This is a genomic window from Stenotrophomonas sp. CC22-02 (assembly GCF_004365115.1).
GTDB classification, from domain to species: Bacteria; Pseudomonadota; Gammaproteobacteria; order Xanthomonadales; family Xanthomonadaceae; genus Stenotrophomonas; species Stenotrophomonas forensis.
In genome coordinates, this window is the sequence record NZ_SOCO01000001.1 from 552,059 (window position 1) to 565,678 (window position 13,620).

General features: G+C 67.4%; 13 protein-coding genes. 7 read left to right on the forward strand and 6 right to left on the reverse strand.

Annotation, left to right across the window (positions count from 1 at the left end):
* Nucleotides 1–287 precede the first annotated feature (287 nt).
* Entirely contained in the window at nucleotides 288–692 is a 405-nt protein-coding gene (locus tag N440_RS02635; protein ID WP_133933987.1) for a GFA family protein, read from the reverse strand.
* A 171-nt stretch (nucleotides 693–863) separates the two neighbouring features.
* On the opposite strand from N440_RS02635, the gene N440_RS02640 reads away from it, so the two are divergent.
* Complete coding sequence (locus N440_RS02640; protein ID WP_133935960.1) at nucleotides 864–1,838, forward strand: DUF4105 domain-containing protein; 975 nt, start codon at nucleotides 864–866, stop codon at nucleotides 1,836–1,838.
* On the forward strand, nucleotides 1,838–3,859 hold the full coding sequence (locus N440_RS02645; RefSeq protein ID WP_133933988.1) for an alpha/beta hydrolase: 2,022 nt from the start codon (nucleotides 1,838–1,840) through the stop codon (nucleotides 3,857–3,859). The genes N440_RS02640 and N440_RS02645 overlap by 1 nt, the downstream gene beginning before the upstream one ends.
* A gap of 85 nt (nucleotides 3,860–3,944) precedes the next feature.
* Here N440_RS02645 and N440_RS02650 read toward each other — a convergent pair whose 3' ends face one another.
* Entirely contained in the window at nucleotides 3,945–5,366 is a 1,422-nt protein-coding gene (locus N440_RS02650) for an MFS transporter (RefSeq protein ID WP_133933989.1), read from the reverse strand.
* Nucleotides 5,367–5,395: 29 nt separating this feature from the next.
* On the opposite strand from N440_RS02650, the gene soxR reads away from it, so the two are divergent.
* On the forward strand, nucleotides 5,396–5,830 hold the full coding sequence (gene soxR / locus N440_RS02655) for a redox-sensitive transcriptional activator SoxR (protein ID WP_008267329.1): 435 nt from the start codon (nucleotides 5,396–5,398) through the stop codon (nucleotides 5,828–5,830).
* Between the two features lie 57 nt (nucleotides 5,831–5,887).
* Here the strand turns inward: soxR and N440_RS02660 are convergent, their stop codons facing one another.
* A complete protein-coding gene (locus tag N440_RS02660) occupies nucleotides 5,888–6,490 on the reverse strand; it encodes a short chain dehydrogenase (protein ID WP_133933990.1) in 603 nt (200 codons plus the stop codon).
* Between the two features lie 100 nt (nucleotides 6,491–6,590).
* Between N440_RS02660 and N440_RS02665 the strand changes: the two genes are divergently transcribed.
* The gene (locus N440_RS02665; protein WP_133933991.1) at nucleotides 6,591–7,469 is read left to right on the forward strand and encodes a LysR family transcriptional regulator; all 879 of its coding nucleotides are present in this window, start codon (nucleotides 6,591–6,593) and stop codon (nucleotides 7,467–7,469) included.
* 36 nt (nucleotides 7,470–7,505) lie between these two features.
* On the opposite strand, the gene proC is transcribed toward N440_RS02665, so the two are convergent.
* Both proC and N440_RS02675 read right to left on the reverse strand, forming a co-directional pair.
* The gene (proC, locus tag N440_RS02670) at nucleotides 7,506–8,327 is read right to left on the reverse strand and encodes a pyrroline-5-carboxylate reductase (protein WP_133933992.1); all 822 of its coding nucleotides are present in this window, start codon (nucleotides 8,325–8,327) and stop codon (nucleotides 7,506–7,508) included.
* A gap of 18 nt (nucleotides 8,328–8,345) precedes the next feature.
* On the reverse strand, nucleotides 8,346–9,023 hold the full coding sequence (locus N440_RS02675) for a YggS family pyridoxal phosphate-dependent enzyme (RefSeq protein ID WP_133933993.1): 678 nt from the start codon (nucleotides 9,021–9,023) through the stop codon (nucleotides 8,346–8,348).
* Nucleotides 9,024–9,110: 87 nt separating this feature from the next.
* Here N440_RS02675 and N440_RS02680 point away from each other — a divergent pair, with 87 nt between their 5' ends.
* From N440_RS02680 to N440_RS02690, 3 genes are all read left to right on the forward strand, one after another.
* Nucleotides 9,111–10,148, forward strand: a complete 1,038-nt coding sequence (locus N440_RS02680) for a type IV pilus twitching motility protein PilT (RefSeq protein ID WP_006422551.1) — start codon at nucleotides 9,111–9,113, stop codon at nucleotides 10,146–10,148.
* Nucleotides 10,149–10,226: 78 nt separating this feature from the next.
* Complete coding sequence (locus tag N440_RS02685; RefSeq protein ID WP_049434422.1) at nucleotides 10,227–11,390, forward strand: PilT/PilU family type 4a pilus ATPase; 1,164 nt, start codon at nucleotides 10,227–10,229, stop codon at nucleotides 11,388–11,390.
* A 201-nt stretch (nucleotides 11,391–11,591) separates the two neighbouring features.
* Nucleotides 11,592–12,575 carry an aldo/keto reductase gene (locus tag N440_RS02690; protein ID WP_133933994.1) on the forward strand — a complete coding sequence of 328 codons (984 nt, stop codon included), beginning with the start codon at nucleotides 11,592–11,594 and terminating at the stop codon, nucleotides 12,573–12,575.
* 73 nt (nucleotides 12,576–12,648) lie between these two features.
* Here N440_RS02690 and N440_RS02695 read toward each other — a convergent pair whose 3' ends face one another.
* Nucleotides 12,649–13,548 carry a LysR family transcriptional regulator gene (locus tag N440_RS02695; RefSeq protein ID WP_133933995.1) on the reverse strand — a complete coding sequence of 300 codons (900 nt, stop codon included), beginning with the start codon at nucleotides 13,546–13,548 and terminating at the stop codon, nucleotides 12,649–12,651.
* Nucleotides 13,549–13,620 lie beyond the last annotated feature (72 nt).

Sequence of the window (13,620 nt, forward strand, 5' to 3'; positions counted from 1 at the left end):
TGCCGTTGTTGCAAATGATTCTCAATGTCTTGTCATCATCGAGACTTCGCCGCCTCACGCCACCTATGCCGGCCAGCGCCTAGTCTCGGTTGTCCCCGTCCCCCACGGAGACCCGCCATGTGGCTGCTCGACCATCTCTGGCCTGGCCGAAGGCCCCTTCCTCCCCCGGTCGCTGCCGAGCCGCAGGCTGCGCCCCGCCGGCCCTGGCTGAAACGCCCCGCACGCGCCGGTCGCAGTGGCATGGCGCCCTGGCAGAAAGTGGCGGCACCGCTGCGACGCACGCGTCACTAGGCGATGCGGTCGGCCGGGTGATTGACGCCATCGTTGACCGGGATCACGCCCAGCGCGAACGGGTCGATGCCCTCCAGGCAGGCCACGTTGTAGCCGTACTGGTCCGGGTTGGAGCGACGCCGGTGGTGGGTGTAGATGCCGCACACACCGCAGAAGTAATGCTCGGCCACATGGGTGTTGAACTGGTACAGCCGCAGGTGGTTCTGCCCGCGCACCACCTGCAGGCCCGCACGGGTCACGCTGGCGGCGATGGCGCCACGGCGCCGGCACATCGAGCAGTCGCAGCGGCGTGGGTCGACGATGCCGTCCGGCAGTTCCAGCAGCAGTTCGACCGTGCCGCAGTGGCAGGTTGCGCGGTGCCGGGGTTGGACCGGAACGCCGGCCACGGATGTAATACCCATCGATGCTCCTGTGAGGTGAACCTGGCTTCGGGCGCCGCCGACGACGGTGCGCCGGCCTGGCTGAACGGGCCGTAGATGCCACGCTGAACCGGCTTGTGGCTAACTATGCGGCTTGAACACCGCCCCAGGATGCCAGTGAACACCGCAGGACGTTGGATGACAGGAAGTGCCATGGCGCTGGCGGCGCTGTGGGTGAGCGGGCTGCTGGCCTACCAGCTGCCGGGGCCAGGTGCGCTGGCCACGACGGTGGCCGTGCTGTGGCTGCTGTTCGCGCTGTGGGCAGCGTGGCGGGTCGCACGCGGCCGAGGCAACGGCCGGCTGGGCCTGGCGTTCGGCGCGGCACTGGCGCTGGCCGCGCTGTGGTGGCTGCTGCTGACGCCGCGCCAGGACCGCGTGTGGGCCGATGACGTGGCCCAGCGCCTGCATGTAGTGTCGTTCGACGGGCGTCGCGTGGTGCTCGACAACGTGCGTGATTTCACCTGGCGCAGCGAAACCGACTATGACGCGCGCTGGGTGCGCCGAGAGTACGACCTGGACCAGCTGCGTTCGGCCGATCTGGTGCTGTCGTACTGGATGGGCCCGGCAATCGCCCACACGCTGATCTCGTTCGGCTTCGACGATGGCCGCCACGTGGTGTTCTCGCTGGAGATCCGCAAGGAGCGTGGTGAATCGTTCTCGGCGCTGGGCGGCTTCTTCCGCAAGTTCGAGATGACCCTGGTGGCCTCCGAGGAGACCGACATCATCCGCACCCGCACCAACGCGCGCGGCGAGGATGTCTATCTGTACCGCCTGCACGGCATGGACCGCACGCAGCTGAAGGAACTGTTCGCCGCCTACATCGAACAGGCGCGCGAACTGGATGCGACGCCGGGCTTCTACAACACGCTGACCAGCAACTGCACCACCATCGTCTTCGACCTGGCCCGCCACATCGCACCACGCCTGCCGCTGGACTATCGCCTGCTGCTGTCGGGGTATCTGGCCGAGTATGCGCAGGAGGTCGGCGCGCTCACCCCGGGCGTGCCGTACGCCGAACTGCATGACAAGGGCCGCATCACCCAGCGTGCGCTGGACCTGGGTGACGGCGAGCATTTCTCCACCGTGATCCGCCAGGGCGTGCCCGGCACCGAGCAGGACCCGCAGTAATGACCCGACTCCTCCCGACCCGCTGGCAGCGCCTGCTGCCGGTGTTGTTCGCCGCCTTCCTGCTGCTGGGCAGCAGCGGCTGCGCGATGGTTACCGTCAAGCAGGTCACGTCCAGTGATTCGCTGGTCAACAAGCGCGCCGACGTGCTCAACACCGGCAAGCTCAGCCCGGCCGCGCGCGAGACGCTCAGCGCTGCAGGCCTGGACGAATCGCAGTGCGAAAAGGACTTCCTGGTCTGCCGCAGCACGCTGCTGATGACCGATGACCTCAACGTCGAACAGCGGCTGTCGGCGCTGTCCGAACTGTGGGTGAAGGCGGCACTGGCGCTGACCCCGAAGAAGACCGCGGCCGGCGATCCGCCGATGAGCGATGCCGCGCTGGACGCCTGGCTGGAAGCGGCGCGTTACGCCTATGCGTACCTGTTCTACAGCGGCCGTTCGCCGTCTGACCGCGCCTTCGAGGACCGGCAGACGCAGGTGCGCGACTACTACAACTACGCGGCCGAGAAGGCAGCGGTCGTACTGTTCGTGCGCGCGCGTGCGGCGGCACTCGCCGGTGAGGACTACACGAAGCCGATCTCGGTCGGCAGCTGGTCGCTGGCCTCCAACTACCAGCAGTTGAACTTGAAGAGCATTCCGGCGCAGCTGGTGCCGGCCGGAACGGTCAGCTTCGTCGGCCTGCGCAGCACCTATCGCCGCGATGGCTTCGGTGCCGAACTGGTGATGGTGATGGACCCGCCGAAGCTGGTTGCACCGGTGATCGCGCCGGATGGCCCGAAGGCCGAGACGACGCAGGACGACGAAGACGATGCGCACCGGGGGCGCCGCCATCGCCATGACGATTCGGTGCCCGAGTTCAGCGAAATGTCCTCGATCAACGTCACCGCGCTGCTGCGCTTCGAGGGCAGCAGCCTGGACGACGTGATGCGCACGCGCCGGGTCGAGCTGGATGCCTACTCGCCGGAAGCCACCGAGCGCATCACCCTGCACGGCGAGCAGGTGCCGTTGGCCGGTAATTTCACCGCCGCCTATGGCCTGTGGCTGGCGCAGAGCGGTTTTGCCCGGCAGTCGCTGCGTACCCTGTTCGGCATGAGCGAGGGCATCGGTGAGCCGCACATCTACCTGATGCAGCCGTGGGACCCGAACCGCCGCATCATCTTCATGCTGCATGGCCTGGCCAGCAGCCCGGAGGCGTGGGTGAACCTGGCCAACGAGATCATGGGCGACCCCGAGCTGCGCCAGCAGTTCCAGGTGTGGCAGGTCTATTACCCGACCAATGCACCGATCGCGCTGAACCGCTATGAGATCGCCAATGCGTTCAATGACACGCTGAAGCACTTCGACCCCGATGGCAACACGCGGGCATCGAAGGACATGGTCTACATCGGGCACAGCATGGGCGGCGTGCTGGCCCGCCTGCTGGTCAGTGATTCCGGCGATGTGCTGTGGAATGACCTGCTGGCCAACTACGACCTGAAGGGCGAGCGCCTGAAGCGCGTGCAGGCCAAGCTGGGGCCGCTGCTGCATTTCAAGGCGCAGCCGAACGTGGAGCGCGCGATCTTCATCGCCGCGCCGCACCAGGGCACCGATATCGCCGGCAACAAGGTCGGCCGCCTGATCGGAAGGCTGGTGCGCCTGCCGCTGACCATACTCGGCAAGTTCGAGGATGTGTTCATGGCACTGGCACAGGCCGAGCAGCAGGTCGATGGCACCGCCAAGCCGAAGATTCCCAACAGCATCGACAACCTCAAGGCCAGCGATCCATTCGTGAAGGCGGCCGCGCAGCTGCCGATCGAAGCCGGCCTGAAATACCACTCGATCATTGCCCAGCGAAAACCGGAGCTTCCGGTGGAGAAGTCCGATGACGGGCTGGTGCCGTACTGGAGCGCACACCTGCCGGGCGCGCTGTCGGAGAAGGTGATCATCTCCGGCCACAGCGTGCAGGAGACCCCGCAGGCGGTGCTGGAAGTGCGGCGCATCCTGCACCGGGACATCGATGACGTAGGCACCGGTAGCCGGTAGTGCCGGCCGCTGGCCGGCATCATCCGGCATTCCTGTGTGCGTGAAAGCTGCCGGCCAGCGGCCGGCACTACCGAGCGCTGCCGCGCTACACCCGTCGCGCGATTACCGTCGCCAGCACCGCCAAGCCGCAGGTGATCGCCAGGCACAGGACATAACCGGTGTGCGGCGCGGTTTCCACGAACAGCGCGAACAGTGCACCGGACACCGCCAGCGCGGTGGTCACCGACAACGCCTCGCTCAGTTGCAGGGCCGAGGTGTTGGCGCCCTGCTCATGCGGTGCCGACAGCGAAAGCGTCAGCACCGACAGGCTGGCGTAGATCATGCCCATGCCGAAGCCGGTCAGGGCCCAGCCGACCAGCGACACCGGCAGTGGCACGGGGTTGAACAGCACCGCCAGCGTGGCGACGATGCCGACGGTCATCATCGCCGTGCCCACGCGCAGCAGCTGCTGGCGTGACCAGCCGCGTTGCTGGTGGCCCTGCAGCCATGAGCCGGCGAACCAGCCCAGCGCGCCGAGGCTGAGCACCGCACCGGCCCCGCTCGGCGAGAGCCCGCGCTCGCGTTGCAGCAGCAGCGGCAGATAGGCCTCGCAGGCAAAGAAGGCCGCAGCAGCGATGCCACGCAGCGCGATCACACTGGGCAGGCCACGGCGCAGCACCAGCGTTCCGGTCGGAAGCAGGCGGTGCACGCAGAACAGCAGCGCCAGCATCGCCGCGCCGATGCAGAGCAGCGCCGGCAGGCCCTGCTGCTGGCCGCCGAAATACAACAGCAGCGCGGCCAGCGAGGCACCGCTGGCCCAACGCACCACGTTGCCACGTCCATCGTCGCTGTCGCCGATCGCGGTGGACTGCATGCGCGCCAGTGCCGGGCGCAGCAGCAGGGCAGCGGGAACCGCCAGCAGCGGCACCGCCAGGAACACCCAGCGCCAGCCCAGATGCTGCACGATCAGGCCGCTCAGCGCCGGGCCGATCATCGACGGCACCACCCAACCTGCGGAGAAGGCCGCAAACACTTTCGGCCGAAGGTGCTCGGGGTAGCTGCGGCCGACCATCACATACAGCGAAACCGAGATCGCGCCTGCACCCAGCCCCTGCAGCAGACGCCCGGCGACCAGCATGCCCATGCGCATCGCGAAACCGGCCAGCAGCAGGCCCAGTACGAAGCAGGCCAGGCCGTACCACAGCGGTCGCGCCGGTCCGTGGCGATCGGCCCAGCGCCCGGCCAGGGTCATGCCGATCACACTGGTGGCCAGGGTGCCGCCGAACGCCAGCGCATACAGGCGCAGGCCATCGAGCGCTTCGGCCACGGTGGGCATCGCGGCGGCCACGGCCAGCGCCTCGAAGGCGTGCAGCGCGACCAGCGCGACCATGCCGATGGTGGTGGCGCGGTAGCGTTGGGACAGGATCGAAGTATCGGCCGGCACAGGGGTATCGGCGGGGGAGAGCATGGTCGTCATACAGATGGGCTGCGGGCCGCGCTTGTCAACCGGCGGCGAAGATAGCAGCATGACACCTCAACCGTAGTTGAGGTCAAGTGATGGCGTCCCAGGAACTGAGCGTTGGTGAAGTCTCCCAGCGCAGTGGCGTAGCGGTTTCCGCGCTGCACTTCTACGAGCGCAAGGGGCTGATCAGCAGCCTGCGCACCTCTGGCAACCAGCGCCGCTACAGCCGTGACGTGCTGCGCCGGCTGGCGGTGATCCGCGTGGCACAGCGCGTGGGCATGCCACTGGAAGCGGTGGGCCGTGCCTTCGAGAGCCTGCCCGAGGGCCGTGCGCCGACCAAGGCCGACTGGGCCAAGCTGTCCGCGCGCTGGCGCACCGAGCTGGAAGCGCGCATCCACATGCTGCAGCTGCTGCGCGATGAACTGACCGGCTGCATCGGCTGCGGCTGCCTGTCGCTGAAGCGCTGCCGCCTGGCCAACCCGGAAGACATCCTCGGCGAACGCGGCGACGGCCCGATGCGCTGGGAATGAAAAACGGAGCGGAGTAGGTGCCGACCTTGGTCGGCACGCGTGTTGCCAGACGGTGATTTACCAGACGGTGAGGGTCTCGCCGCTCTGGATGCCTTCGACCGCGCGCTGGAAGGCCAGTGCCGCGCGCTGTGCGCTCACCGCTTCGAAGCCGGGGAAGTAGGGGCCGTAGGCCGCCATTGATTCGATCAGTACGTTCGGGCTGACCACGTTGATGCGCAGGCCGCGCGGCAGCAGCTCCAGCGCGGCCGCGCGCACGAAACCTTCCAGCGCGGCGTTCACCGAGGTGGCGTTGGCACCGTCGCGGATCGGCTGTGCGCTGACGATGCCACTGGTCAGGGTGATCGAACCACCGGCGTTCAGGTGGTGCTGCGCGGCCAGGGCCAGCCGCACCTGGCCCAGCAGCTTGTCCTGCAGGCCGATGTTGAACTGCTCGGGCGTCATCTCCTGCAGCGGGCCGAAGTGCAGCTTGCCGGCGGTGGAGATCACCGCATCGACCGGGCCGGTGCGGGCGAACAGTTCGGTAACGCTGGCGTCGTCGGTCAGGTCGACCCGCAGTTCGCCGCTGTGGCGGCCGGCGGCGAGGATCTGGTGCTGCTGGCCGAGCTGGCGGGCGACCGCCTGGCCGAGGGTGCCGCTGGCACCGACGAGGAGGATCTTCATGGCCGTTCCTTGCGAGTGGGGGAATGAGCGCAGTCTGCGCGCTCACGGCATGGTTAAGTAAGTGGCGTATGCTTCGCAGATTCCTAACCTGGGGTTGGTAATGGATACGCTTCGCTGCATGCAGGCCTTCGTCGCCGTGGCCGAGCGCGGCAGCTTTGCCGGCGCCGCTGAACAGTTGCAGGTGTCGGCGGTGATGGTCGGCAAGTACATCCAGCAGCTGGAGGTGCACCTGGGCACTGCGCTGCTGCAACGTAACACCCGCCGCCAGCGCCTGACCGACGCCGGCAGCGCCTATCTGGCCGGGTGCCGGCAGGTGCTGGATCAGGTGCAGCAGGCCGAAGCCGATGTGGCCGGCCTGCAGGTGCAGCCGCGTGGCCTGCTGCGGGTCAGCGCGCCGAGCACCTGGGGCAGCTGCGTGCTGGCCCCGCAACTGGCTGCCCTGCTGCGGGCACAGCCGCAGTTGAACATCGAGCTGGACCTGAGCAACCGCCGCGTGGACCTGATCGAGGATGGATTCGACGTGGCGATCCGGGTCGGCCCGCTGCCGTCGCAGGAGGTGGTGGCACGGCCGTTGCCGCCGTATGCGATGAGCCTGTGCGCGGCGCCGTCGTACCTGCGCCGGCGCGGCACGCCGCGTACGCCGGCGGATCTGCAAGGGCATGACTGCCTGAGCCATCTGGCCTGGCGCGGTGGTCATGGCTGGCAGCTGGCCAGCGGCGAACAGGTGGATTGGGAAGCGCGGTTGACCTGCAACGATGGCGTTGCACTGCGCGAAGCCGCAGTGGCCGGTGCGGGGCTGGTGCTGCAGCCGACGGCACTGCTGGCGGGTGAAATCGCGGCCGGGCGGTTGAAGCCGCTGCTGCGCGACTACCTGCCCGAACCGCGGCCAATGCACCTGATCTACCTGCCGGATCGACGGCCGCGCCCACGGTTGCAGTGCTTCGTGGATTTCGTCATAGCCACATTGGGGCAATCATGACGGTGGGTGCCGACCGTTGGTCGGCACACATCGAGATCAATCATTCGCCGCAGACAATTCCTGCCCGCGCACCTGCGCGGCGCGCAGCGCCTTGTCCACCAGCGCTTCGAAGCCTCCAGCCTGGAAGCTCTCGATCGCCGCCTGGGTGGTGCCGTTCGGCGAAGTCACGCGGCGGCGCAGTTCGGCCGGGCTTTCGCCGGCTTCATCCAGCATGCGCGATGCACCCAGCAGGGTCTGCACCACCAGCGCACGCGCGGCATCGGCCGGCAGGCCTTGCGCGACGCCGGCCGCTTCCATCGCTTCGGCCAGCAGGAACACATAGGCCGGCCCGCTGCCTGAAACGGCGGTGACCGAATCCATCAGCGTTTCGCTGTCGATCCACACCGTGCGCCCGGCACTGGCCAGCACCTGTTCGGCCTTCGCGTGCTGCTGCGCATCCACCGATGACGTCGCGTACAGGCCGGTCACACCGGCGCCGAGCAGCGCGGGGGTGTTGGGCATCGCACGCACGACTGCCAGATCGCCACCCAGCCAGCGCTCCAGTTGCGCGCTGGTGATGCCCGCAGCGATCGACACCACCAGGGGGCGGTGTGCCTGTGCCAGTGCCTGCAGCGACTGGCACACATCGCGCAGTACCTGCGGCTTCACCGCCAGCAGCCAGGTGCGGCCCTGCGCGGCGGCATCGGCCGCGTTGTCATGCACCTGCACGCCGAAGTCGGCGGCCAGCGCCTGGCGCAGTTCGGCCACCGGTTCGGCCACGTGGATGTGCGCGGCGGGCACGCCCTGCCGGATCAGGCCGGCAATCAGGCTGCGCGCCATGTTGCCGCCGCCGATGAAGGTGATGGAATCAGCTGCCATGGAAGTCTCCTTGGAAAGTCAGGCCGGGCGCGGACGCGCGCCGAACAGGGCGGTGCCGATGCGCACCAGGGTGGCGCCCTCGGCGATGGCCTCGGCGTAGTCGCCGCTCATGCCCATCGACAGGGTGTCGACCTGCGCGTGCTGGGCCGCCAGCGACTGGAAAAGTGTGCGCATGCGCACGAATGCATCCCGACGGCGCTCCGCTTCGGGCCACGGTGCGGGAATCGCCATCAGGCCGCGCAGGCGCAGGCCGGGTTCGGCGGCAATCGCGGCAGCCAGTGCATCGACCTCGTCCGGCGCACAGCCGTGCTTGCTGGATTCGTCGTCGATGTTGACCTGGATCAGCACGTTCAGCGGCCCGCGCTCGGCAGGGCGATGGCGGGCCAGCGCGATCACTAGCTTGAGCCGGTCCACGCTCTGCACCCAGTCGAAATGGCTGGCCACGGCATCGGCCTTGTTCGACTGCAGGTGGCCGATCAGGTGCCATTCCAGCGCCAGGTGCTGCAGCGCCTGCATCTTGGCCAGCGCTTCCTGCACGTAGTTCTCGCCGAAGGCATGCTGGCCCTGTGCGGCCAGCGCAGCCACGGCCTCGGCCGGCTGGGTCTTGGACACCGCCAGCAGGCGTGGGTCGGGCCTGCCAGCGGCCACGGCGGCTGCGTGCAGGTTGCTCAGGATCTGGGGCAGGGGAGTGGCCACGTAACGCGTTCCGTTGAATCAGGAGGCTATACTGCCGCCCGGGGAAAGATCCTTCCAGTCGAAGCCGTTATTGGGGAGTAGCCGCTCATGGATATCGCCGAGCTGTTGGCGTTTTCCGTAAAGAACAAAGCGTCCGACCTGCATTTGTCCGCAGGCCTGCCGCCGATGATCCGCGTGGACGGCGACGTGCGCCGGATCAACATCCCAGCCCTGGACCACAAGCAGGTCCACGCGCTGGTGTACGACATCATGTCCGACAAGCAGCGCCGCGATTACGAGGAATTCCTCGAAGTGGACTTCTCCTTCGAGATCCCGTCGCTGGCGCGCTTCCGTGTGAACGCGTTCAACCAGAACCGCGGCGCCGGTGCGGTGTTCCGTACCATTCCGTCCGAAGTGCTGACCCTGGAAGACCTGGCCTGCCCGCCGCTGTTCCGCGAGGTGATCCAGCAGCCGCAGGGCCTGATCCTGGTGACCGGCCCGACCGGTTCGGGCAAGTCGACCACGCTGGCGGCGATGATCGACTACATCAACAAGAACGAATACGGCCACATCCTCACCGTCGAGGATCCGATCGAATTCGTGCACACCTCGCAGAAGTGCCTGATCAACCAGCGCGAAGTGCACCGCGACACGCACGGCTTCAACGAAGCGCTGCGTTCGGCGCTGCGTGAGGACCCGGACATCATCCTGGTGGGCGAACTGCGCGACCTGGAAACCATCCGCCTGGCGCTGACCGCGGCGGAAACCGGCCACCTGGTGTTCGGCACCCTGCATACCAGTTCGGCGGCCAAGACCATCGACCGCATCATCGACGTATTCCCGGCCGGCGAAAAGCCGATGGTGCGTTCGATGCTGTCCGAGTCGCTGCGTGCGGTGATCTCGCAGGCACTGCTGAAGAAGGTGGGCGGCGGTCGTACCGCAGCCTGGGAAATCATGGTCGGCACCCCGGCCATCCGCAACCTGATCCGCGAGGACAAGGTCGCGCAGATGTACTCGGCCATCCAGACCGGCCAGCAGTACGGCATGATGACCCTGGACCAGCACCTGCAGGACCTGGTCAAGCGCAGCCTGATCACCCGCAACCAGGCCCGCGACTACGCCAAGGACAAGCGCCTGTTCGAGTAAGGCGGGGCAGCAACGGGGCGGCGTGCGCCACTGCGCCGCCGTTCCGTGCCGTTTCCTCCATCGACCGTTTCCTGGTACATGCCCCATTGGGAGCCCGCCGTGAACACCACCGCGACCACCATCGATTTCACTTCGTTCCTCAAGCTGATGGCGCACCAGCGCGCCTCGGACCTGTTCATCACCGCCGGCATGCCGCCGGCGATGAAGGTCAACGGCAAGATCTCGCCGATCACCCAGACCCCGCTCACGCCGCAGCAGAGCCGCGACCTGGTGCTCAACGTGATGACCCCGGCGCAGCGCGAGGAATTCGAGAAGACCCACGAATGCAACTTCGCCATCGGCCTGTCCGGTGTCGGCCGCTTCCGCGTCAGCTGCTTCTACCAGCGCAACCAGGTCGGCATGGTGCTGCGCCGCATCGAGACGCGCATTCCGACCGTGGAAGAGCTGAGCCTGCCGCCGATCATCAAGACGCTGGCGATGACCAAGCGCGGCATCATCCTGTTCGTCGGCGCTACCGGTACCGGTAAATCGACCTCGCTGGCAGCGATGATCGGGTACCGCAACCAGAACTCGACCGGCCACATCATCACCATCGAAGACCCGATCGAATTCGTGCACAAGCACGAGGGCTGCATCATCACCCAGCGCGAGGTCGGCATCGATACCGACAGCTGGGAAGCGGCGCTGAAGAACACCCTGCGCCAGGCGCCGGACGTGATCATGATCGGCGAGGTGCGTACCCGCGAAGGCATGGACCACGCCATCGCGTTTGCCGAAACCGGCCACCTGGTGCTGTGCACCCTGCATGCCAACAACGCCAACCAGGCGATGGACCGCATCGTCAACTTCTTCCCGGAAGACCGCCGCAACCAGTTGCTGATGGACCTGTCGCTGAACCTCAAGGGCGTGGTCGCGCAGCAGCTGATTCCTTCGCCCGATGGCCGCTCGCGCAAGGTGGCGATGGAGATCCTGCTGGGCACGCCGCTGGTGCAGGACTACATCCGCGACGGCGAGATCCACAAGCTGAAGGAAGTGATGAAGGATTCGGTCCAGCTGGGCATGAAGACCTTCGACCAGAGCCTGTTCGAGCTGTACCAGGCCGGCGAGATCAGCTACGAGGACGCACTGCGCTACGCCGATTCGCAGAACGAAGTGCGCCTGCGCATCAAGCTTAGCCAGGGCGGCGACGCGCGCACCCTGTCGCAGGGGCTGGATGGCGTGGAGATCTCCGAGATCCGGTGACCCAACGATCTGTAGAGTCGAGCTTGCTCGACTACAGGAACAGTCGAGCAAGCTCGACTCTACGAGCGCACTCGAGCAAGCTCGACTCTACCGGGCGCGCTGGCGATTGATGAATTCCAGTCATGACCGACTGCCATCCCGTCGGTTCAATCCTGCGCCCGTGCAGGCGTATCGTCAGCGCTCCCCCTCTGGAGCACGATGATGCAGACACGTGAACTCGGCCGCAGCGGCCTGAAGGTTTCCGCCCTGGGCCTGGGCTGCATGGGCCTGAGCCATGGCTATGGCCAGCCGGTCGAGCGCAGCCAGGGCATCGCCCTGCTGCACGCCGCCGTTGAACGCGGCGTGACCTTCTTCGACACCGCCGAGGTGTACGGCCCGTACACCAATGAAGATCTGCTCGGCGAGGCGTTGGCGCCGCACCGCGACAGGCTGGTGATCGCCACCAAGTTCGGCTTCAAGGATGCGCGTGTCGATACCGGCCTGGACAGCCGCCCGCAGAACATCCGTGCGGTGGCCGAGGCCAGCCTCAAGCGCCTGCGCACCGACCACATCGACCTGTTCTACCAGCACCGCGTCGACCCGAACGTACCGATCGAGGATGTCGCCGGCACCGTGCGTGACCTGATCGCCGAAGGCAAGGTCGGCCACTTCGGGCTGTCCGAGGCCAGTGCCGCCACCGTGCGCCGCGCGCATGCGGTGCAGCCGGTTGCTGCCGTGCAGAGCGAGTACTCGCTGTGGTGGCGCGAGCCCGAGCGCGAGCTGCTGCCGACCCTGCAGGAACTGGGCATCGGCTTCGTGCCGTTCAGCCCGCTGGGCCGTGGCTTCCTGACCGGCGCGATCAACGCCGACACCACCTTCGACGCCAACGATTTCCGCAACACCGTGCCGCGTTTCGAGGTGGAAGCGCGCCGCGCCAACCAGGCCCTGGTCGATCGCATCAGCACGATCGCCGCGGCACGTGGCGCCACACCGGCGCAGGTGGCGCTGGCCTGGCTGCTGGCGCAGGCGCCGTGGATCGTGCCGATTCCGGGCACCACCAAGGTCCACCGCCTGGACGAAAACCTGGGCGCAGCCGCACTGCAGCTGGCGCCGGAGGAGCTTCAGCGCATCGCACAGGCGCTGGATGAAGTGTCGATCGTCGGCGAGCGCTACAACGCGCAGCGCGCCGCCCAGGCCAAGGGCTGATCACCCGCCGCTGGGCTGTCTTGTAGTGGGTGCGGACAGTCGGTGGTGGGTGCGGACCGTTGGTCCGCACTCCTCAATCCCCCATCGGCCCACGCAATGCATCAAGCACCGTGCGCATCGCCACGGTGACGTGGCGGCGCGACGGGTAATACGCGTAGTAGCCATCGAAATGCGGGCACCAGTCGTCCAGCACCGATTGCAGGCGGCCATCGTCCAGCATCGGCTGCACCTGGTCTTCCGGCAGCCACGCCAATCCGCTGCCGGCCAGCGCGGCGGCGCGGGTCATGCCCATGCTGTTGAAGATCCACTGACCACTCACGCGCACGCTCAGTTCGTTGCCGTCCTGGCCGAAGTCCCACGGCATCAGGCCGCCATGGGTGGGCAGGCGCAGGGTCACGCAGTTGTGCCCGGCCAGGTCGTGCGGATGCCGCGGTACCACGTGCTGGCGGAAGTAGGCGGGCGCACCGACCACGCGCATGCGCAGTGGCGGGCTGATCGGCACCGCGACCATGTCGCGGGCCAGGCGCTCACCCAGGCGGATGCCGATGTCGTAGCGCTCGGCAACGATGTCGGCCAGCCCGTAGTCGGCGGCCAATTCCACCTTCAGCTCCGGATACTGCTGCAGCAACGGTGCCAGCCGCGGCCAGGCGATGTATTCGGCGGCATGGCCGGTGGCGTTGATGCGGATGGTGCCGGCCGGGCGTTCGCGGTACTCGGCCAGTGCGGCCAGCCCGTCCTCGATTTCGGCCAGGCGTGGGGCGAGGGTTTCCAGCAGGCGGGCGCCGGCCTCGGTGGTGGACACGCTGCGGGTGGTGCGGGTCAGCAGGCGCACGCCAAGCCGCTGTTCCAGGCCGCGCATGGCATGGCTGAGCGCGGACTGGGACACGCCGAGCTGGGCGGCGGCCTTGGTGAAGCTGCCCGCGCGGGCGACGTGGACGAAGGCCTGCAGGTCGTTGAGGTTTTCACGGGGCATGAGGGGATGATACGGCCGGGCTGCGCCCGGCACCTGCCGAAACAACGGCAACGTCAACTTCAAAAGCGGGTT